Consider the following 20036-nt stretch of genomic DNA (forward strand, 5'->3'; position numbering starts at 1 on the left):
TTTACAGCGAAGTCATCTGCGGCGCCTGCTGCACGGGCGCCTGCTTTCCCAGGTGACGAAGCAGCAGGGAATGACCAAACTGAAATAAGATGTCCGTCGCCCGCCTGAAACCTGCCCGCATCGAACACGTCGTCGATGGTCTGCGCCTGCGTGCGCAATTGAGCGCCGCCTACCAAGCGGAGGGCGGCGAGGCTGCGCGTCCGCGTGTGCGGGCGTTGCTGCACGGCGCGTTGTTTCGGGGGCGAATGATTGCCAAGGAGCGGCTGGAGGAGGGCGAAAACGGCCTCGCCGTCGCGCGTTTGCTGGCCGCCGTTGCCGACGAAGTGGTCGCAGCGCTCTACGATTACACGACCACGCACATCTTCCGCGCCCGCAATCCGACCGCGGGGGAGCGCTTCGCGGTGATGGCGGTCGGGGGCTATGGGCGCGGCGAACTCGCGCCGTCGTCCGATCTCGATCTCTTGTTCCTGCGCGCCTACAAAACCACGCCGCACGCCGAGAGCGTGACCGAATACATGCTCTATATGCTGTGGGACATGGGCCTCAAAGTCGGCCACGCCTCACGCAATGTTGATGAGTGCCTGAAGCTCGCGCGCGAGGATCACACCATTCGCACCGCGATTTTGGAATCGCGCCGGCTCGCAGGGGATGAATCGCTCGCCGCGGAACTCGAGACGCGCTTTCGCAAGGAAGTGGCCGATCGCGATCAGGCGGGCTTCATCGCCGCGAAGCTTAAAGAGCGGGACGAGCGCCACCAGCGCGTCGGCGCCACGCGCTACATGGTCGAGCCGAATATCAAGGAGGGGAAGGGCGGCCTGCGCGATCTGCACACGCTCTTCTGGCTCGCCCGTCACCGCTACGGCTTCACCACGCCGCGCGATTATGTGGATCACGGCGTGTTCACGGTGGAAGAGCGCAATTCCTTCCGACGTGCAGCCGAGTTCCTGTGGACCGTGCGTTGCCATCTGCACTTCATCACAGGTCGCGGCGAAGAAAAGCTGACATTCGATCTGCAGCCGGAGCTTGCCAAGCGCTTGGGCTATGGCGCGCGCGCCAATCACACGGCGGTCGAGCGCTTTATGAAGCGCTATTTTTTGGTGGCGAAAGAAGTCGGCATGCTGACGCGCGTGCTGTGCGCGAAGCTCGAGGCCGATAACGCCAAGAACGCGCCGAAGAGCATGCAGCGTCTGTTTCCGGCTGGAAAGAAGGCGCCTGCGCAGATCGAGCCGGGCTTTCACGTTGAGGCGGGGCGCCTGAATGTAGATTCTGCGGACGTGTTCGCGAAGCCGGCAAACCTCATCCGCTTGTTCGAGATCGCTGATAAACGCGATCTCGACGTGCATCCCGAAGCGCTGGGTGAAGCGAGTCGGCGTGTGCGCTCTCTGTCGCCCGCGTGGCGCAAGGATGCGGATGCGCGCGCTGCGTTCTTGGCTGTCGCCGCATCGAAGCATCATCCGGGCGCGGCTTTGCGCTTGATGAACGAAGCCGGCGTGCTTGGGAAATTCCTGCCGGAATTTGGCCGCGTCGTCGCGCAGATGCAGTTTAATATGTATCACCATTACACGGTGGACGAGCATACTCTGCAGGCCGTCGATGCGATGTCTGAGATCGAACACGGGCATCACAACAAACAGCACCCACTGTCGACGGAAATCTTCTCCAAAATCATCAATCGCCGCGCGCTCTATCTGGCGATGTTGTTGCACGACACCGGTAAGGGCGAAGGCGACCAGCAGATCGAAGGCGAGAAGTCCGCACGCATCGCCTGCGAGCGCTTAGGGTTGCCGCAGGAAGAGATTGATCTGGTCGGTTGGCTGGTCGGCAATCACCTCGTCATGAGCGACGTGGCGCAGAAGCGCGACATCGGCGATCCGCGCACGGTGGCGCAATTCGCGAAGATCGTCGGCACGGTCGAGCGCTTGCGTTTGCTGCTGGTGCTGACGGTTTCGGATATCCGCGCCGTAGGCCCGGCAGTGTGGAATGATTGGAAGGGCCAGCTTCTCCGCGATCTCTATCGCCTAACGGAAGCTGCGCTGCACGGCGGCCGTTCGGATGAGCAGGGCGTGCGCGAGCATTTGGCGGAAATCGCAGGCGAAGCGAAGACACGGCTTCTTTCTGACCTTGGTGCGGATGCTGGCGTGCTCGAAGGCTGGCTCGACGTCGTCGATGATGGTTATTGGCTGAGCCATGACGCAGAAGCGCAGAGTTGGCACGCCGAAGAAGTGATGAAGGCGCGGCGCGAGAAAACCATCCCGCATGTGGCGACGCGCGTACGCCCGGTGCAAGGCGTCACCGAAGTTCTGATCTACGCGGGCGATAGGCCGGGTCTTTTCGCGAGCTTGGCTGCAGCCATCTCCGCGTGCGGCGCCGACATCGCCGGCGCGCGTGTCCACACGACCAAGGATGGCGCGGCGTTCGACGTGTTCTCGATCCAAACCACGGATCACCAGCCGTTCGGCGCGCAAGAGCACGGCGTGCTCGACGGCCTCGTTGCGCGTCTCACGCGCGCAGCGATCGCCGACCACGCACCGCCGACTGCGAAACCGCCGTCGCGTCGCAACGCAGCTTTCGCGATCGAGCCGTGGGTGCGTATCGACAATGATCTCACAGGCAACGCCACGGTGATCGAAGCCTCGGGCCGCGATCGGCTCGGCTTGCTGGCCGATCTTGCGCATGTCTGCGCGGAGGCGGACGTCTCGATCAACAGCGCACACATCGACACCTACGGGGAGCGCGCGGCGGACGTGTTCTATGTGCAGGAGCGCGGCGGCGGGCAGATCACGAATCCGCGCCGCATCGCGGCGGTTCGCGCAAAACTTGAGGAGGTTTTGCGCGCGGCGGAGCCAGCGGCGCCTGCCGACCCAGCGCGTGCGCCTTTGGCTGTGGCGCGAGCCTCGACAGCGCGCTAAACACGCCCGCCGCTTCTTGGGGAATCCATGAGTCTCGCTCGCAACACCGCTGTCATTGGCGGTTTGACCCTGGTGTCGCGCCTGTTTGGTTTCGCGCGCGATTTGGTGTTGGCGGCGGCCCTCGGCGCGGGGCCGGTGGCGGACGCATTCTTCGCGGCGCTGCGCTTTCCAAACTTGTTCAGGCGCTTGTTCGCCGAGGGCGCGTTCAGCCAAGCCTTCGTGCCGGTCTATTCGAAGACGCTCGCGGCCGAAGGGCAGGAGGCGGCGGATCAGCTCGCGGCTGAGGCGCTGTCGATTCTGTTGCTCGTCACTGGCTTGCTGAGTGCGATCGCGATTGCGGCGATGGGCTGGATCAACCGCGCGCTCTTCGCCGGCTACGCGGACGATCCCCAGGCGATGGCGTTGGCGAACCTGCTGACGCAAATCGCAATGCCTTATCTCGTCGCTATGTCGGCGGCGACGTTGTTCTCCGGCGTGCTCAATGCGCGCGGTAAATTCTTCGCGGCGGCCGCGGCGCCTATCTTGTTCAACCTTTGCCAATTGATCGCTGTAGGTCTTGTCCACGACACGCCGGAGCGCGCCGCACTTGCCGCGATCATCGGCGTTTCGGTTTCGGGCGTGTTGCAAGCGATTTGGGTGTGGGCAGGCGCGCGGCGGGCGGGCATGAAAGCGCGCTTTCCGTTTCCGCGCGTGACACCGGGTGTGAAGCGCCTAGTGGCGTTGGCAGTGCCGGGCGCGATCGCGGGCGGGGCGCTGCAGATCAATGTGATGATCAGCCAGGCGCTCGCCTCGTTCGAGCAAGGCGCGATCACCTATCTCAATGTGGCGGATCGCTTGTATCAATTGCCGCTTGGCTTGATCGGCATTGCTGTTGGCGTGGCCATGCTGCCGCGCTTGTCGCGCTTGGTGCAGGAAGGCGATGCGCCGGGCGCGCGCGGCGCGCTCGATGAGGCGGTGGCGCTCTCGATGGCGTTCACGCTGCCGGCGGCGGCCGCGATTTTGGCGATGCCTGGCTATCTGCTTGAAGGCCTGTATTCGCGCGGCGCCTTCACGGTGCAGGACGCCAACAACGCGGCGATGGCGCTGATCCATTATGGCTGGGGCGTGCCGGCGTTCGTGCTGGCGAAGATTTACGCGCCGGCCTTCTTCGCGCGCGAAGATACCAGGGCGCCGATGCGCTATGCGATCACCTCGATGATCTTGAACGTCGTGTTTGGCGCGGCGCTCTTCTTCGGCTTGCGCTCGATCGGTGTTGCAGGCTTCCCAGGCCTCGCGATCGCGACATCAACGGCGGCATGGCTCAACGTGCTGCTGATGATCCGCGCTTTGGTGAAACAGGGCGCATACGGGCCGACACCGGCCGCGTTCGGGCGCTTGCTCCGCATCGTGCTGGCCTCGGCCATCCTGTTTGCGGTGCTCTGGTTCGGCAATGCCAATCGTGATTGGCTGGAGGCGCAGCTTGGCTCGAAGGAAGCATCGATCGGTCTGCTGATTCTGGCGGGTGGCACGTTCTATTTCGTGGTCGCCTTCCTGGTGCGGGCGGTAACTATTGGCGAGGTTCGCGCCGCCTTTAAGCGCGAGCGCGGGCCTGCGGGTGGGGGAGGCGGCTTGCCGCCGGGCTTCGACGGCTGATAAAGAGCGCCGCATGAACACGAGATCGATGCATTGGCGATGGCGGGCCTGACCACCTGAGGCAGTTTTCCGCGCCTATTGGCGCGCCCGATCCCATGTTCCGGAGTTTCCCATGACCGACGCAGCCCAGCCCGACTACAAGGGCCCGCAACGCGTGTTCTCTGGCATGCAGCCGACCAACGGCCTGCATCTCGGCAATTATCTCGGCGCGCTGCAAAAGTTCGTGCGCCTGCAGGATCAGTACGAGAGCATTTATTGCATCGTCGATCTGCACGCGATCACGACTGGCCCCGATCCGGAGAATCTCGCCAGCCGCTGCCGCGAAGTCGCCGCCGCTTACATCGCCGCCGGCGTTGATCCCAAGCGCTCGACCATCTTCATTCAATCCGCCGTGCGCGAGCACACCGAGCTTGCGTGGTTGTTGAATTGCGTCGCGCGCATGGGCTGGTTGGAGCGCATGACCCAATTTAAGGACAAGGCTGGCAAGGATGCGCAGCGTTCGTCCGTGGGTCTGTTCGATTATCCGGTGCTGCAAGCGGCGGACATTCTGCTCTACAAGGCGACGCACGTGCCGGTCGGCGAAGACCAGAAGCAGCACTTGGAACTCTCGCGCGATATCGCGCAGAAATTCAACAACGACCACAACGCGCCGGGTTTTTTCCCGCTGCCCGAGCCGCTGATCCAAGGCCCAGGCGCGCGAATCATGAGCCTGCGCGATGGCTCGAAGAAGATGTCGAAGTCCGATCCTTCGGACATGACTCGCATCAATCTGACTGATGATGCCGATGCGATCCTCTCAAAAGTGAAGAAGGCGACGACCGATCCGCTACCGGTGCCTGAAAACAAAGAGGGGCTCGCGGGCCGCGCTGAGGTCGAAAATCTCGTCGGCATTTTCGCGGCGGTGACGGAACGCAGCGTCGAGGATGTGCTCGCCGAATATGGCGGCAAGGGCTTCGGCGTGTTCAAGCCGGCGCTGGCGGAAGTGCTCGCGGCGAAGCTCTCGCCGATCGCGGCGGAGATGCGTCGGCTCACGGCTGATACCGCCGCGCTTGATGCGATCCTGAAGGATGGCGCCGAGAAGGCGCGCGCCGTGGCGCAGCCGATCATGGCCGAAGTCCGCGACGTCGTTGGCTTGTGGCGCGCTTGAAGCTGCGCGCCCTTTGAGCGACCATCTCAACATGAGCGATAAGCCGTTCGCCTGCCTGGTCATCGCTGACGAGAGCGAGGAATTTCCTGACGCGCTGATCTATGCCGGTCTGCTCTGCAAGAGCACCGGCTGGCGGCTCGTCATGCTGCGCGTGATCGAGCCGTCTGATCCCGCGCCCTGGGCCTCGATCACCGAGGAAATGCGCCGCCAAGCGCACGACGCAGCGGAATCGCTGACGCAGCGTTTCGCCGCCGAAGTCTGGGCCGAGTGCGGCGTTACGGCTGAGCCGGTGTTGCGTGAGGGCGATCTGAAGCCGGAACTGCGCAAGCTCTTGGAGCAGGATTCCTCAATCCAGCTCGTGGTGTTGGCGTCGGCAGCAGGGCCGGGTGGGCCTGGCCCATTGGTGGCGCAGCTGGGCAAGACGGCGGGGCTCGGCCCGCGACCGGTGCCTGTTTTGGTGGTGCCGGGGGCGTTATCGCGGGAAGAAATTCGCAAGCTGGCGCTGCCTTTGGCGGCCTCCTTGCATCCTACCGAACCACCGAGCGCTTGACCGTTTGGCCTGAAAGTCCCACCTGGGCGCTATGTTTATTCAGACGGAATCCACGCCGAACCCGCGCACGCTGAAGTTCTTGCCCGGACGGGATGTGCTGGGGCAGGGCAGCCGCGAATTCGGCGATGCCGACGCGGCTTTGGCCTCGCCGCTCGCGACCGCGTTGTTCGATGTCGACGGCGTCGAGCGCGTCTATCTGGGCTCGGATTTCATCACCATCACCAAAGCCGAAGCGATCGAGTGGCCGCATCTTAAGCCGCACGTTCTGGCCGCGATCATGGATCACTTCACGTCCGGTCGCGCGGTGTTGCGCGACGCCAATGCGCCGGTCGATGAGACTGACGAAGCCGACATCATTTATGAAGGCGAAGCCGCCGACATTGTGAAAGAGCTGAAAGAGATCATCGACGCGCGCGTGCGCCCGGCGGTGGCGCGCGATGGCGGCGACATCACCTTCCATTCGTGGGATCACGAGCAAGGCATCGTCCGCCTCAATATGCGCGGCTCCTGCGCCGGTTGCCCGTCCTCGACGCTGACGCTGAAGCAGGGCATCGAGAACATGCTCCGCCATTACGTGCCCGAAGTGCTGTCCGTGGAACAGGTCGTTTGAGGCGAGACCAGCTTTGATTGTGCTGGCCATCGATTCTGCGCTGGATGCGTGCTCCGTCGCGATCGCGCGCGATGGAGAGGTGCTGTCGCATGTCTCCGAGCAGATGAATCGTGGACAGGCCGAGCGCTTGGCGCCGATGGTGCGCGAAGCGGCAGCGCAGGCAGGCGTGGCCTTCGACCAGATCGATCGTGTGGCGGTAACGACGGGGCCGGGCTCATTCACCGGCGTTCGCGTCGGCCTCTCCTTCGCGCGCGCTTTGGCGCTCTCGATCGACAAGCCGTGCATCGGCGTCTCCACGCTCGAAGCTTTGGCGCTGGAGGAGGGCGAGGACGGTTTGCGCGCGGCGCTGATCGAAACGCCCGGCGCGTCTTACCTTGCGCTCTATGAAAACCGCGAAGCCTTGATCGCGCCGCAGGGCGTCGAGCGCGGTGAGCATGAATCGCTGTTGGCCGAAGCTGTGCGTGGACGACCATTCGCGCTGAAAGGTCCGGGCGTCACCGCGAACGCGGCGGCGCTCGCAGTGCGCGCGTCGACGCTCGATCCGGCGCGCTATCCGTCGGACCCAACCTATCTGCGCGCGCCGCACGTGACCTTGCCGAGCGCATCATGATCGAGGCGGCTGGCCTCGATGGTTGCGAATTGCTCGCAGAATTACACGCGCGCGCATTCGACAAGCCGTGGAGCGCGAGCGAGATCAGCAAGCTTCTCGAAAACCCTGCCGTCTTTGCGCTTATTTCGCGCGACAGCGAACCGCGCGGCTTCGTTTTGGCGTGGGCGGCGGCCGGTGACGCGGAAATCTTAACGGTGGCGGTGGTCCCGGAAGCACGGCGCAGAGGCGTTGGCGCGTCGCTTGTGACCTCCGCCGGCGTGGCGGCGCTCGTGCGTGGCGCGGCTTCGATGCATCTTGAAGTCGCCGAAGATAACGACGCCGCACGCGCGCTCTATGCCAAACTTGGTTACGAAGAGGCGGGCCGGCGCGCCGCCTATTATGCGGGTGAGGGCGGCGCCGTGGACGCCATTGTCATGCGCCGCACGCTGCCAAGGCCCGTCGTTTGACTTGTCCTCGGTGGACATGAGACCGCCCAAAGGGGTATTCCTGGGCGCGGAGAGGACAATATGGATCGGATCGAAAAACTCTGCGTCGAGAAGGGCATGCGCATGACGGAACAGCGCCGCGTGATCGCGCGCGTGATTTCGTCGAGCCACGATCACCCCGATGTCGAGGAATTGCACCGCCGCGCGGCCGCGATCGATTCCGGCATCTCCATCGCCACGGTGTACCGCACGGTGCGCCTCTTCGAAGAGAGCGGCATTCTGGAACGCCACGATTTCCGCGATGGCCGCTCGCGCTACGAGGAAGTGCCCGATCAACACCACGATCACATGATCGACATGAAGACGGGCCAGGTGATCGAATTCGTCGATCCCGAGATCGAGCGTCTGCAGCAAGAGATCGCGCGCCGTTTGGGTTACAAGCTCGTCGACCATCGCCTCGAACTTTATGGCGTGCCGCTCGACGACAAGGGCAAGGCCGGCAAGAAGGCCAGCTGAGAAGGTTTAATGTCAGAGCAGAAGCGGCCTGAATTGAAGCGTCTCTTTATCGAGACCTATGGCTGCCAAATGAACGTGTACGACAGCGAGCGCATGCGCGACGTGCTCTCGCCGCTCGGCTACGCGACGACGGAACGTCCCGACGACGCCGATCTTGTCATCCTCAACACGTGCCACATTCGCGAGAAGGCGACCGATAAGGTCTATTCAGAGATCGGCCGGCTGCGCGCGCACAAGGAACGCCGCGCGGCCGAGGGTAGGGGCATGACGATCACGATCGCGGGCTGCGTCGCCCAGGCCGAGGGCGAAGAGATCATGCGCCGCGCGCCGGAAGTTGATCTCGTCGTCGGCCCGCAAGCTTATCACAAGCTGCCGGAACTGATCGCACGTGTTGCCCGCAAAACCGGTGAGCGCTTGGCCGCGGATTTCACCGCGCAGGAAAAATTCGACGCGTTGCCCGCGCGTGCGCCCGATGGCGTGACCGCGTTTCTCTCGATCCAAGAGGGCTGCGATAAATTCTGTACGTTCTGCGTCGTGCCTTACACGCGCGGCGCGGAATATTCGCGTCCGCTGGCCGATGTGCTGCACGAAGCGCGCGCGCTGGCCGATCGCGGCGTGCGCGAGATCACGCTGCTTGGGCAGAATGTGAACGCCTATCATGGCGATGGCGGCGCGGGCTTCTCTGATCTGCTGCGCCGTTTGGCGGAGATCGATGGCGTGGAACGGCTACGCTACATGACCTCGCACCCGATCGAAATGGATGACGAACTGATCGCGCTGCACGGCGAAGAGAAGAAACTGATGCCGTATCTGCACCTGCCGGTGCAGTCGGGCTCCGATCGCATCCTGAAGGCCATGAACCGGAAGCACGATGGCGCGTTCTATCGCGACATCATTGCGCGCTTACGCAAGGTGCGCCCGGACATTGCGTTGTCGACCGATTTCATCGTTGGCTTTCCGGGCGAGACCGAGAAGGAATTCGAAGCGACGATGCAAATGGTGCGCGACGTGACTTTCGCTTCGGCGTTCTCGTTCAAATATTCGCCGCGTCCCGGCACGCCGGCGGCGGGCATGATGGGGCAGGTGAGCGAGGAGGCGAAGGCGGAGCGCTTGGCGCGCTTGCTTGAGCTTTTGTCAGCGCAGCAGCTTGCATTCAATCAGGCGCAGATTGGCCGGGTGCTGCCGATTCTGGTGACGGGCGACGGCCGCCGGCCGGGACAAAAGCAAGGTCGCTCTCCCTATCTGCAAGGCGTGCATTTTGATGATGTGCGCGCCAGCAAAGGCGAAACGGTCGCCGTGCGGATTAGCGCTGCGACGCAAGGTTCGCTCAGCGGCGTGCGGCATGAAATGGCGACGGCATGAGTAGTACGCTCGAGCTGGAGCGCGTGATTGCGCTGAGTGAAGCGGGCGTGGCGCAAGCCGTGTTCGGGCCGCTGCACCGCCATCTTGCGCATATTCAAGAAGCCTTCCGCGATCCCAACGCGCCGCGCGGCACGCCGGCGTATGCGGTGACACTCGATGCACAAGGCGATCGCTTGGTCGTACGCGCGCGCACGCAAGTGGATCTCGAGCGTGTGCAGAGGATCATTGACGCGCTGGCGGAGCTCGCGCGCCGCAAGGCGAGCATCCGCGAAGGCGATGTGTTTGCGGCGATCTCATTCTCTGAAGGCGCCAGCACCGACACGACGCCGATGAAGCTGCCGCAACTCGGCGGCCTCACTTTGCGCACACCGCGTCAGGTGCATTATGTCGAAGCGCTGCGCGACGAAAACATCGATCTGATCTTCGGTGTTGGCCCGGCTGGCACGGGCAAGACATTCCTCGCCGTCGCTGCTGCGGTCGAAGCGCTGAAGCAAGAGCGTGTGGATCGCATTATCGTCACGCGCCCGGCTGTCGAAGCAGGGGAGAAATTGGGCTATTTGCCGGGCGATCTCTCCGAGAAGGTCGATCCGTATTTGCAGCCAATCTGGGATGCTTTCCGCAGCCAGATGAGCGAACTTGATCTGAAAGCCCGCCGCGAACGCAAACAGATCGAAGTGGCGCCGCTTGCGTTCATGCGCGGGCGTACGCTTTCAAATGCGTTCGTCATCGTCGATGAAGCGCAGAACTCGACAGTGCTGCAAATGAAGATGGTGCTGACTCGTCTGGGCGAAGGCTCGCGCATGGTCGTCACCGGCGATCCGTCGCAGATCGATCTGGTGCGTCCGGATCAATCAGGCCTCGCTCATGCGATCTCGATTTTGAAAGACATCGAGGCAGTCGAAGTCATCCAATTCGCCGCGCAGGACGTCGTGCGTCACAGGCTCGTCGCACGCATCGTGCAGGCCTACGACCGTGACGAGGCGAGCCGTGGCTAACGACATCCCATTTGAAGTGGACATTATTGGCGGCTCACCCTTGTGGAAGGGTCACGAGGACGCGCTCGCCAAAGCGCTGGCGGCGGCGGCCACCGCGCAAGAGGTCGGCGGGACTGTGTCGCTGCTCCTGGGGGACGATGCGACGATCGCCAGCCTTAACAAGCAATTCCGCGACAAGGATGGCCCGACCAACGTCTTGTCGTTTCCGCCGGCCAATCAAAGTGAGCCAGGCTTCCTGGGCGACATCGCGCTCGCGGCCGAAACCGTCGTGGAAGAGGCCAATTTTCAGGGCAAACGGTTTGAAAGCCACGCCGCGCACCTTGTCGTGCATGGCTTTTTGCACCTCCTGGGCTTTGATCATATGAATGATGCAGACGCCGAGGCGATGGAGGCGCGCGAACGCGCGATCCTTGCTAGTATCGGGATAGAAGATCCCTACGCGTGAGGGGGTCCAAAGGAGTGCGACGCACTTATTATGGTTGATACAGCAGACGATTCCGAGCCTTCCTCACGAAGGCGCGCGAGCCTGTTTCAGAAACTAACGCGCGTGTTTGCGCGCGAGACGCTCGGGTCCGCAGCGGCCGTCGAAGAAGCGCTGCGCGTGCGCGAAGAAAACGGCGAGCAGATCGAGCTTGCGCAAAAGGACATGATCCTGCGCGCTGCGCGCTTCGATCGTCTCAAAGTCGCCGACGTGATGCGCCCGCGCGCTGAAATTGTCGCGATCGAAGCGAACGCCACGCTAGGTGAAGCCGCGCGCGTGTTTTCCGAAAGCCAACACTCGCGTCTGCCGCTCTACGGCGAAACGCTCGATGATCCGCAGGGCTTCATCCATGTGCGTGACGTGCTCTCGCTGCTGACGCCGGACGAGGCGGGGGAGGCGAAGGCGCAATTCAGTGATCGCGCACTCTCGCGCATTCGCCGAGAAATTCTCTACGTGCCGCAATCGATGACGCTGGCGACGCTGTTCTTAAAGATGCAGTCGAGCCGTATCCACTTGGCGCTTGTCGTCGATGAATATGGCGGCACGGACGGCCTCGTCTCGATGGAAGATCTGGTCGAGCAAATCGTCGGGGCCATCGAAGACGAACACGACGAGGACGCAGCACTTGTGGTGGAGCGTCCTGGCGGCGCGTTCGAAGTGGATGGCCGCGCGCCGATCGATCAGCTCGAAACCAAACTTGGCGTCTCGCTGGCGATGCCGGATCACGAAGATGAGTTTGACACCGTTGGCGGCCTAGCCGTCGTGCTTGCGGGGCGTTTGCCGCAGCGTGGCGAGATTCTGCACCATCCAGCCGGCTTCGACGTCGAAATCATCGATTCCGATCCGCGTCGCGTGAAGCGCATCCGCGTAAAGCGGTCGCCAGAGGCCAGCGTGACAAAGCTTGGCGCGATCACTGGTGGAGAGATACCAAACGACGCTTGAGAGTTGACGCGGCGTACGCATCGCGCTCCAAACAGCGCGCCGCGCTTCGGTTGCGCGCAGGAGCCATTGTTTGACTGCTTCGAACACGCCGGCGCCAAGTTCCCGCATACATGAATGGTTGGCGGCCCGCTCCACATGGCAACGTCGCGGCATCGCGACAGCCGTAGGCGCACTCGCCACGCTGGGCCATGCGCCGTTTCAGCTAACGCTCGTCTTCGTCGCCGCGATCACAATCTTGGTCTGGCTGTTGGATGGTGTGGCTGAACGCAAGAACAAGCTGTGGTCCGCATTTGGCGTCGGCTTCTTCTTTGGCCTCGGCCATTTGACCACTGGTCTCTACTGGGTGGCGTCGGCCTTCAACGTCGATAGCGGCGCATGGGGTCCAATCTGGGGTATTCCCGCGACGCTCGGCCTGGCGGCGGGGCTCTCGTTGTTTTGGGCTGCGGGCTGTGCGCTCGCGATGATATTCTGGACGTCTGATGCGCGGCGCATCCCATGGTTCGCGGTCAGCATTTTCGCGAGCGAATGGCTGCGCGGGCATTTGTTCGGCGGCTTTCCGTGGTTGTTGCCGGGTTACGTCTGGACGCCCGGCGAGCCGGTTTCTCAACTCGCATCGATCTTCGGCATTTATGGCCTGACGCTGCTGACGCTTTTGGTTGCGGCGACACCGGCGGCGATCGGCGACGCTGGCCGAAGCGCCGGCCTGCGGTTCGCACCGATCATTGTTGCTGCTTTGCTCGTCGGTATGGGCTGGGGATGGGGTGCGCAGCGGCTCGATCACGCGCTGGTTGAACTGCCCGGAACGCAGCCGATCGTGCGCGTAACCGATTCCGGATTGTCGCAGAGCGAGAAATGGGTCGCGCGGCCGGACCAGGAATGGCGCGTGTTGCAGCGCTACCTGGAGGCGAGTGGCCCCCCAGAACAAAGTCGCGCCTCGATCGTTATCTGGCCCGAGGGAGCGATCCCGACGTTGAACTTCTTCATGCTCGAGAACCCGGACTTCATGGACGCGATCGGGCGCGGCATGGGCGACCGGGTGCTGATTACCGGCCTAACACGCCGCGAAGCCCTGGTTGATCGCGTTGCGTTCTACAACTCGGCGGCGGTGATTGACGGCGTGAGCGGCGTTGCCCGACTTAGCCAGACTTATGACAAGAACAGGCTAGTGCCATTCGGAGAGTTCATCCCTCTCTGGTCCGTGGTCAGTCGATTTAACATCGCCCCGCTGCAGCGAATTGGCGCAGGTTTCGATCCCGGAGCCCCGCCAACTCGGCTGGTGGTGCCGGAGGCGCCACCAGCGGTGGTGCTGATTTGCTACGAGGCGATCTTCCCAGGAATGGTGCCGCGCGGGGCGGATCGACCCGGCTGGATCGTCAGCGTGACGAACGACGCGTGGTTCGGCGGCGGCTCCGGACCGTACCAACACTACGCAATGGCGCGGTATCGGGCGATCGAGGAGGGGCTGCCTATGGCCCGCGCCGCGGCCGGCGGCGTATCCGCAATTATAGACTCGTATGGGCGCGAGGTGAGCGGCACAATGCGCCGCGGTGGATTTGCAGAAGCGCAAATTCCTCCCGCGCTGGTTGAAACTACACTAGCGCACTGGGGAAATATTTTGCTCGGATTGCTCCTTGCGCTCATCGCAGCGCTAAGGTTTTTTCCTCGCCGCATAGAAAACAAAGGGCTCAGGGCATGAACGACGAGCGCGCGGCGAACGCGATCGATAGAAAAATTGGTCAGCGCGTCAGAACTCGTCGCCTTGAAATCGGCATGAGCCAGGAACGTCTCGCAGAACTACTTGGGGTGACCTTTCAGCAGGTTCAAAAATACGAGAAGGGCGTCAATCGAATAGCGGCCAGCCGCCTGTATGATATTGCCGCCTCGCTCGATATGCCCGCGGCAAGATTTTTCGAAAACCTCGCCGGCGGCCGCGCCGGAGTGGCCGAAGACCGTCAGGAATTCGTTGAGGACGTCATGGCCACGCCGGAAGGCGCGCAGCTCATGTCGCTTTTTTCCTCGATCAAGAGCCTCAAGATCCGCCGCCGCGTCGTGGAATTGGTTAAAGCGCTCGCCGACGAAGCCGCCGAGACCGGAAAGCGCGGCTAAAGGCGCGGTTTAAGGTCCAATAATTGCTTTGAAAGGGGCAACCCCCTATGAGGGCCGCTCATTTTGAGCCGGGCCTGGAGAAACCGCGTGGCGCGCAGCAATTACGTCTTCACGAGCGAAAGCGTGTCCGAAGGGCACCCGGATAAGGTCGCGGACCGCATCTCCGACACGGTGGTGGACGCCTTCATCGAAGCCGATCCCGAAGCCCGCGTCGCCTGCGAGACGATGGTAACCACCAACCGCATCATCTTGGCCGGCGAAGTCCGAGCCGGCAAGCCTGGCAAGTCCAAGGCCGAGAACAAGGCCTTCACCAAAGAGATTATCGCCAGCCTGCAGCCCAAAGTCCGCGCCGCGGTGAAGGACATCGGCTACGCGCAAAAGGGCTTCCACTGGGAGAAGGCCAAGTACGCCTGCTATTTGCACGGCCAGTCCGCGCATATCGCTCAAGGCGTCGACTCGTCGGCGAAGAAGGATGAGGGCGCCGGCGACCAGGGCATCATGTTTGGCTACGCCTGCAGCGAAACGCCTGAGCTGATGCCTGCGACGCTTCAATACTCGCACAACATCCTGAAGCGCCTCGCGGAAGTGCGTCACTCGGGCGAGCGCCCAGAGCTTGAGCCGGACGCGAAGAGCCAAGTCACGCTGCGCTACGAAAACGGCAAGCCCGTTGAAGTCGTCGCCATCGTTGTCAGCCACCAGCACGCGAAGAAACTTGGCGCGGCGACGTACTCGCAGAAACGCTTCGCCGACATCGTGCGCCCTTATGCGGAATCGGTTTTCCCGGCTGGTCTCATCACCAGGAAGACCAAGTGGCACATCAATCCGACCGGCAAGTTCGAAATCGGCGGTCCGGACGGCGATAGCGGCCTCACGGGGCGCAAGATTATTGTCGACACGTACGGCGGCGCGAGCCCGCACGGCGGCGGCGCGTTCTCGGGCAAGGATCCGACGAAGGTGGACCGCTCGGCCGCGTACGCGTGCCGCTATCTGGCGAAGAACGTGGTGGCGGCTGGTCTCGCCGAGCGCTGTACGATCCAAATCAGCTACGCCATCGGCGTGGCGCAGCCGACGAGCTTCTATGTCGATCTGCACGGCGCGGACACGATCGATCCAGCCAAGCTTGAAAAAGCGCTGCCGGAAATGATCGGCGGGGCGACGCCGCGCGCGATCCGCACGCATTTGAAGCTCAATCGCCCGATCTACGCGCGCACGGCGGCCTACGGCCATTTCGGTCGTCAGCCCGACAATGAAGGCGGCTTCACGTGGGAACGTGACGATCTGGTCGATCAGCTGAAGCGCCTCGCTTAAGCCGGATAAAAGGCTGGAAAGCCGATACCGCTAGAGTCGGGACAAAAGCCCGACTTTGGATGGATTGTCGCCCGCGACTTCGTGATGGAGAAGCGGGACATACGAGAGCGGCTTCGCTAGATTTTTGCGATGTCCTCATCGCTCGGCCTCACGCCTGAACTCGTCGCTTACCTCGCGAGCGCAAATCCGCCAGAACACGCCGCGCTGAAACGATGCCGCGAAGAGACCGCGCGCATGACGCAAGCGCGCATGCAGATCAGCGCCGAACAGGGCGCGTTCATGCAAGTGCTCGCGCGCTTAATGAGTGCGAAGCGCGCATTCGAGATCGGAGTGTTCACCGGCTATTCCGCGCTGGCTACGGCGCTCACACTGAAGGAGATGCACGGCCGCGCGGCGCACATTCTGGCGTGCGACGTCTCCGAAGAATGGACGACCAAGGCGCGTGATTATTGGCGCGAAGCGAACGTCGATGATGTGATCGAGCTTGTCATCGCGCCGGCGACCGAAACGCTAAAAGTGCGTATCGCCCAAGGGCAAGCCGGCGCCTATGATTTCGGCTTCATCGACGCCGACAAGACGGGGTACGCGGACTATTACGAGGCGGGGCTCGAATTGCTGCGCCCAGGCGGCGCGCTCTTGTTCGACAACGCGCTCTGGTCCGGCCGCGTCACCGATCCGGCTGACACCAGCGCTGATACGAGCGCGCTCCGGGCGCTAGCCGTCAAAGCCAAATCCGATCCGCGCGTCCACGCCGCCATGACCAATATTGGCGACGGTTTGCTGATCTGCGTGAAACTTTAGCTCTCGGAATATTGGCCCGGCGTGACGCCGAACTCGCAACGAAATGCGGAGACGAACGCGCTCACGCTGGAATAGCCAACTTCGAACGCGGTCTGCGTCACATTCAGCCCAGCGCCGAGGCGCTCCATCGCGACCAGCAGACGAAGTCGTTGGCGCCATTGCGCGAATGGCATGCCGGTTTCACTCAGGAACAAACGCTGTGCTGTGCGCACGCTTGCGCCAGCCCGGCGCGCGAGGATTGAGAGCGACTCGCCATTGCTTGGTTCGTTTTGCAGATGTTGCACGATCAGGAGCGCGCGCCGGTCGCGCGGCATAGGCAGAACTTGCGATGCCTTTGGCTCAAGCAAGGCAATACGATCAACGATGATTTCCGCCAATCGTCTCTGCGTTGGCTGCGCTGCGTCTAGCACGCTGGTTTCTGCGACCTCGAGAATGAGTTCGCGCAACAGCGGCGGCACGTTCAAGACGGCGCACTCGGAGGGTAGGGCGTCGCATATTGCGCTCGCCAGATAGAGGCTGCGCACCGAAGCGCCGCCGCGGGTCTCTTCGCGGTGGGCGATTCCCGCAGGCACCCAGACAGCGCGATGCGGTGGCGCGACCCAGGCGCCATCTGGTGTGACGACACGTAAAACGCCAGCCGACGCGTAACAGAGCTTGTTCCAATCATGCTTCAATTCGCCGGACGCGTAGGGCGTGGTGAAGCGCACGGCCATCGAGCGGACCCATATGGTGCCGTCCGGTTCCAACGAGATGGGCGATTGGCGTGTTCGAGACATCGGATGTCAGCTTAGCGCAAGACCGCCAAGGCTGTCGTCTCGCATTGTGGAAGCCGCAGCAGGAGGATCCTCGTGGCCCACGTCGCCCACTTCTCGATCAACGCAGACGACCTCGATCGCGCGAAGGCATTTTACGATGCGGCCTTCGGTTGGGGTTTCCAAGCCTACGGGCCGCCGGGCTTCTACATGATCCAGGGCGCCGGCGGCCCGGCCGGCATGTTCGCAAGCTTGCAGCAGCGCCGCGAAATTGTGCCCGGCAAGCCGATGCACGGGCTTGAATGCACGCTGGCGGTGGAAGACAGCGCGGCGGCCGAGGCGGCTGTGCTGAAAGCGGGCGGCAAGATCGTGATGCCGCGGACCATTCTGGCGGGTGTCGGCACGCTGTTCTTCTTCGAGGACACCGAAGGCAACATCATGGGCGCCATGCAGTACGACCCGGCGGCGCGCTGAGGCGCAAAGGCCGCGTTGCGTCAGGGGAAAACCGGGTCTAGACCACGCCCGATTTTCCTCCCCCGACACCTCGGAGACGCATACATGGCTCGCGCAAAGATCGCCCTTATCGGTTCAGGCATGATCGGGGGCACGTTGGCCCACATCGCCGCGCGCGAAGAGTTGGGCGATGTCGTGCTGTTCGACGTGGTCGAAGGCGTGCCGCAGGGCAAGGGCCTGGACATCGCCGAAGCTTCGCCGGTGTTCGGCAAGGATAGCGCGCTGAAGGGCGTGAACGATTATGCCGGTATCGCCGGCGCCGATGTCTGCATCGTCACCGCCGGCGTGCCGCGGAAGCCCGGCATGAGCCGCGATGATCTTCTCGGCATCAATCTCAAAGTCATGAAGGCCGTGGGCGAGGGCATCGCGCAGCACGCGCCGAACGCATTCGTGATCGTCGTCACCAACCCGCTCGACGCTATGGTGTGGGCGCTGCGCCAATTCTCGAAGCTGCCGCACAACAAGGTTGTTGGCATGGCCGGCGTGTTGGACTCGGCGCGTTTCCGTTACTTCCTCGCCGAAGAGTTCAAGGTCTCCGTCGAAGACGTGACGGCCTTCGTGCTCGGCGGTCATGGCGACACGATGGTGCCGCTGGTGCGTTACTCCACCGTCGCCGGCATTCCGCTGCCGGACCTCGTGAAGATGGGTTGGACGTCGCAAGAGAAGCTCGACCAAATCGTGCAGCGCACGCGCGACGGCGGCGCAGAAATCGTCGGCCTGTTGAAGACCGGCTCGGCCTTCTACGCGCCGGCTGAAAGCGCGATCGTGATGGCGAAGAGCTATTTGCGCGACAAGAAGCGCGTGCTGCCGTGCGCCGCGAATCTGAAGGGCGAGTATGGCCTGAACGATATGTATGTCGGCGTGCCGTGCATCATCGGCGCCGGCGGCGTCGAGAAGGTGATCGAGATTGAACTGGGCGCCGAAGAGCGCGCCATGTTCGATCACTCGGTGAACGCCGTGAAGGGTCTGGTCGATGCGTGCAAGGGCATTGATCCGTCGGTCGGCTAAGACATCATCGCAAGATTGAACCAACGCCGTCGCAAGTCTCTGGCTTGCGGCGGCGTTTTGTTTAGGCTCGATGCATGAGCCTTGGCCCCACACTCACCACCGAACGCCTCATCCTTCGCCCGCCTGTCCATGCCGACTTTGATGGCTTTGCCGAGATGGCTTCCGAAGAGGACACGATGCGGTTTATCGGCGGCGTCACGCCGCGCGATGGGGCGTGGCGGGTGATGGCGACGCTGACGGGTGCGTGGGCGTTGTTGGGCTATTCGATGTTCTCGGTGTTGCGGCGCGACACCGGCGAATGGATCGGGCGCTTGGGCCCGTGGCGTCCGGGCGGCAAGGAAGGCGGCTGGCCGGGCGATGAAGTCGGTTGGGGTGTGAAGCGAAGTGCGGCAGGGCAGGGCTTCGCGCAAGAGGGCGCGATCGCTGCCATCGATTGGGCGTTCGATCAGCTTGGCTGGGAGAATGTGATCCATTGCATCGACAAGCAGAACGCGCCGTCGATCGCGCTGGCGAAGCGTTTGGGCTCATCGGTGCAACGCGAAGGCGTGGCGCTGGCGCCGCCATTTGAGATGCACAAGGTCGATCTCTACGGCCAGAGCAAAGCGGCCTGGAAAGCGCGCAAGCGCTAGCCGCCAACAGCGTCGTCGCGAAACCAGCCCGCCATCGAAAGCCGTGGCTTCGGTGTAAATTGCGAGATCGCGGTGACGGTGTGGGCTTGCTGGCCGTCGAACACGGTGAGCGTATTGAAGCGCGGAATGAAGCCGCGGCGGATGTCGCCGGCATCATCGACAAACACGAGCAAACCACCCCAATCGGCGCGCCAGTCGCGTGAGAAGCCGATCGTATAGGCGGCGCGGCCGTGCACGGCGGAATCGTCGTCCTTGTGCGTTGTCAGATAATGCCCAGGCCCATAGAGCGAGGCGTGCACATCGACCTTGGTGAGCTTGGGATAGGAAATCAGCGCGCGCGCAAAGTTGAGGAATTCAGGCGCGTTCAAGAAATCGGTCAGTGCGTGGATCGGGTGACCCGGATCCCAGGCTTGCAGGCGCGCCATGATCATGGGGTACATGAAATAAGTGTAGCCGATCGATTGCGCGGCGCGCTCGCGAATGCCGGCGTCGAGCGATTGCTTTTCCTGCGGCGTAAGCGAGGCGAGCTCTTCGGGCTTCAGCAGCACGTTCTGGCCGGAATCGTCCTGGCAGATCAGCCGCCACGGCACGCTGGCGATCACGCGTTCGATTTCGTTCGCCACCGCCGTTTCGAACAGGTTTGGAACCTGCACGCATTTCTCTTGGCGGAAGATGCTCGCGTAATGCGCGGGATCGAGGGCGGGGTTGAGCCTAAGCTGCATCATTCCTGGCGTGCTGTT

General features: G+C 62.9%; 21 protein-coding genes. 19 read left to right on the plus strand and 2 right to left on the minus strand.

Features of this window, described 5'->3' with window-relative positions:
- The first annotated feature begins 89 nt into the window (after positions 1 to 89).
- The 16 genes from EPJ54_RS12180 (at position 90) to EPJ54_RS12255 (ending at position 16394) form a co-directional block, all read left to right on the plus strand.
- Positions 90 to 2909 carry a [protein-PII] uridylyltransferase gene (locus tag EPJ54_RS12180; RefSeq protein WP_135211978.1) on the plus strand — a complete coding sequence of 940 codons (2820 nt, stop codon included), beginning with the start codon at positions 90 to 92 and terminating at the stop codon, positions 2907 to 2909.
- A gap of 27 nt (positions 2910 to 2936) precedes the next feature.
- Complete coding sequence (gene murJ / locus EPJ54_RS12185) at positions 2937 to 4541, plus strand: murein biosynthesis integral membrane protein MurJ (RefSeq protein WP_135211979.1); 1605 nt, start codon at positions 2937 to 2939, stop codon at positions 4539 to 4541.
- Between the two features lie 112 nt (positions 4542 to 4653).
- Entirely contained in the window at positions 4654 to 5688 is a 1035-nt protein-coding gene (trpS, locus tag EPJ54_RS12190) for a tryptophan--tRNA ligase (protein WP_135211980.1), read from the plus strand.
- 31 nt (positions 5689 to 5719) lie between these two features.
- Positions 5720 to 6238 (plus strand): universal stress protein, encoded by a 519-nt coding sequence (locus tag EPJ54_RS12195; protein ID WP_167755700.1) that lies wholly within the window; start codon positions 5720 to 5722, stop codon positions 6236 to 6238.
- A 31-nt stretch (positions 6239 to 6269) separates the two neighbouring features.
- Complete coding sequence (locus tag EPJ54_RS20315) at positions 6270 to 6848, plus strand: NifU N-terminal domain-containing protein (RefSeq protein WP_135211982.1); 579 nt, start codon at positions 6270 to 6272, stop codon at positions 6846 to 6848.
- 19 nt (positions 6849 to 6867) lie between these two features.
- Positions 6868 to 7458: a tRNA (adenosine(37)-N6)-threonylcarbamoyltransferase complex dimerization subunit type 1 TsaB gene (gene tsaB / locus EPJ54_RS12205; protein ID WP_167755701.1), complete on the plus strand. Its 591-nt coding sequence runs from the start codon at positions 6868 to 6870 to the stop codon at positions 7456 to 7458.
- Entirely contained in the window at positions 7455 to 7904 is a 450-nt protein-coding gene (rimI, locus tag EPJ54_RS12210; RefSeq protein WP_135211984.1) for a ribosomal protein S18-alanine N-acetyltransferase, read from the plus strand. Before tsaB ends, rimI begins: the two co-directional genes overlap by 4 nt.
- Before the next feature lie 60 nt (positions 7905 to 7964).
- Positions 7965 to 8399, plus strand: coding sequence for a Fur family transcriptional regulator (locus EPJ54_RS12215; protein WP_135211985.1), 435 nt, complete (start codon positions 7965 to 7967; stop codon positions 8397 to 8399).
- 9 nt (positions 8400 to 8408) lie between these two features.
- Positions 8409 to 9761: a tRNA (N6-isopentenyl adenosine(37)-C2)-methylthiotransferase MiaB gene (gene miaB, locus EPJ54_RS12220; RefSeq protein ID WP_135211986.1), complete on the plus strand. Its 1353-nt coding sequence runs from the start codon at positions 8409 to 8411 to the stop codon at positions 9759 to 9761.
- Positions 9758 to 10756, plus strand: coding sequence for a PhoH family protein (locus EPJ54_RS12225; protein WP_135211987.1), 999 nt, complete (start codon positions 9758 to 9760; stop codon positions 10754 to 10756). The genes miaB and EPJ54_RS12225 overlap by 4 nt, the downstream gene beginning before the upstream one ends.
- Positions 10749 to 11201 carry an rRNA maturation RNase YbeY gene (ybeY, locus tag EPJ54_RS12230; protein ID WP_135211988.1) on the plus strand — a complete coding sequence of 151 codons (453 nt, stop codon included), beginning with the start codon at positions 10749 to 10751 and terminating at the stop codon, positions 11199 to 11201. Before EPJ54_RS12225 ends, ybeY begins: the two co-directional genes overlap by 8 nt.
- A 30-nt stretch (positions 11202 to 11231) precedes the next feature.
- Positions 11232 to 12179 (plus strand): hemolysin family protein, encoded by a 948-nt coding sequence (locus EPJ54_RS12235; RefSeq protein ID WP_135211989.1) that lies wholly within the window; start codon positions 11232 to 11234, stop codon positions 12177 to 12179.
- Positions 12180 to 12249: 70 nt separating this feature from the next.
- Positions 12250 to 13875, plus strand: a complete 1626-nt coding sequence (lnt, locus tag EPJ54_RS12240) for an apolipoprotein N-acyltransferase (RefSeq protein ID WP_167755702.1) — start codon at positions 12250 to 12252, stop codon at positions 13873 to 13875.
- Entirely contained in the window at positions 13872 to 14285 is a 414-nt protein-coding gene (locus EPJ54_RS12245; RefSeq protein ID WP_135211991.1) for a helix-turn-helix domain-containing protein, read from the plus strand. The genes lnt and EPJ54_RS12245 overlap by 4 nt, the downstream gene beginning before the upstream one ends.
- An 87-nt stretch (positions 14286 to 14372) precedes the next feature.
- Positions 14373 to 15593, plus strand: coding sequence for a methionine adenosyltransferase (gene metK, locus EPJ54_RS12250; protein WP_135211992.1), 1221 nt, complete (start codon positions 14373 to 14375; stop codon positions 15591 to 15593).
- 129 nt (positions 15594 to 15722) lie between these two features.
- Positions 15723 to 16394 carry a class I SAM-dependent methyltransferase gene (locus EPJ54_RS12255; RefSeq protein ID WP_135211993.1) on the plus strand — a complete coding sequence of 224 codons (672 nt, stop codon included), beginning with the start codon at positions 15723 to 15725 and terminating at the stop codon, positions 16392 to 16394.
- Here EPJ54_RS12255 and EPJ54_RS12260 read toward each other — a convergent pair.
- Positions 16391 to 17170, minus strand: coding sequence for an AraC family transcriptional regulator (locus tag EPJ54_RS12260; protein ID WP_135211994.1), 780 nt, complete (start codon positions 17168 to 17170; stop codon positions 16391 to 16393). The genes EPJ54_RS12255 and EPJ54_RS12260 overlap by 4 nt on opposite strands.
- Before the next feature lie 72 nt (positions 17171 to 17242).
- On the opposite strand from EPJ54_RS12260, the gene EPJ54_RS12265 reads away from it, so the two are divergent.
- The 3 genes from EPJ54_RS12265 to EPJ54_RS12275 all read left to right on the plus strand — a co-directional run bounded on the left by EPJ54_RS12265 (position 17243) and on the right by EPJ54_RS12275 (position 19296).
- Entirely contained in the window at positions 17243 to 17620 is a 378-nt protein-coding gene (locus EPJ54_RS12265; protein ID WP_135211995.1) for a VOC family protein, read from the plus strand.
- Positions 17621 to 17704: 84 nt separating this feature from the next.
- Entirely contained in the window at positions 17705 to 18667 is a 963-nt protein-coding gene (mdh, locus tag EPJ54_RS12270; protein ID WP_135211996.1) for a malate dehydrogenase, read from the plus strand.
- Between the two features lie 74 nt (positions 18668 to 18741).
- Positions 18742 to 19296, plus strand: coding sequence for a GNAT family N-acetyltransferase (locus EPJ54_RS12275; RefSeq protein ID WP_135211997.1), 555 nt, complete (start codon positions 18742 to 18744; stop codon positions 19294 to 19296).
- Here EPJ54_RS12275 and EPJ54_RS19865 read toward each other — a convergent pair.
- Positions 19293 to 20021 (minus strand): 2OG-Fe(II) oxygenase, encoded by a 729-nt coding sequence (locus EPJ54_RS19865; RefSeq protein WP_167755703.1) that lies wholly within the window; start codon positions 20019 to 20021, stop codon positions 19293 to 19295. The genes EPJ54_RS12275 and EPJ54_RS19865 overlap by 4 nt on opposite strands.
- Between the last annotated feature and the right edge of the window lie 15 nt (positions 20022 to 20036).

The organism is Vitreimonas flagellata (assembly GCF_004634425.1).
Classification (GTDB): Bacteria; Pseudomonadota; Alphaproteobacteria; order Caulobacterales; family Aquidulcibacteraceae; genus Vitreimonas; species Vitreimonas flagellata.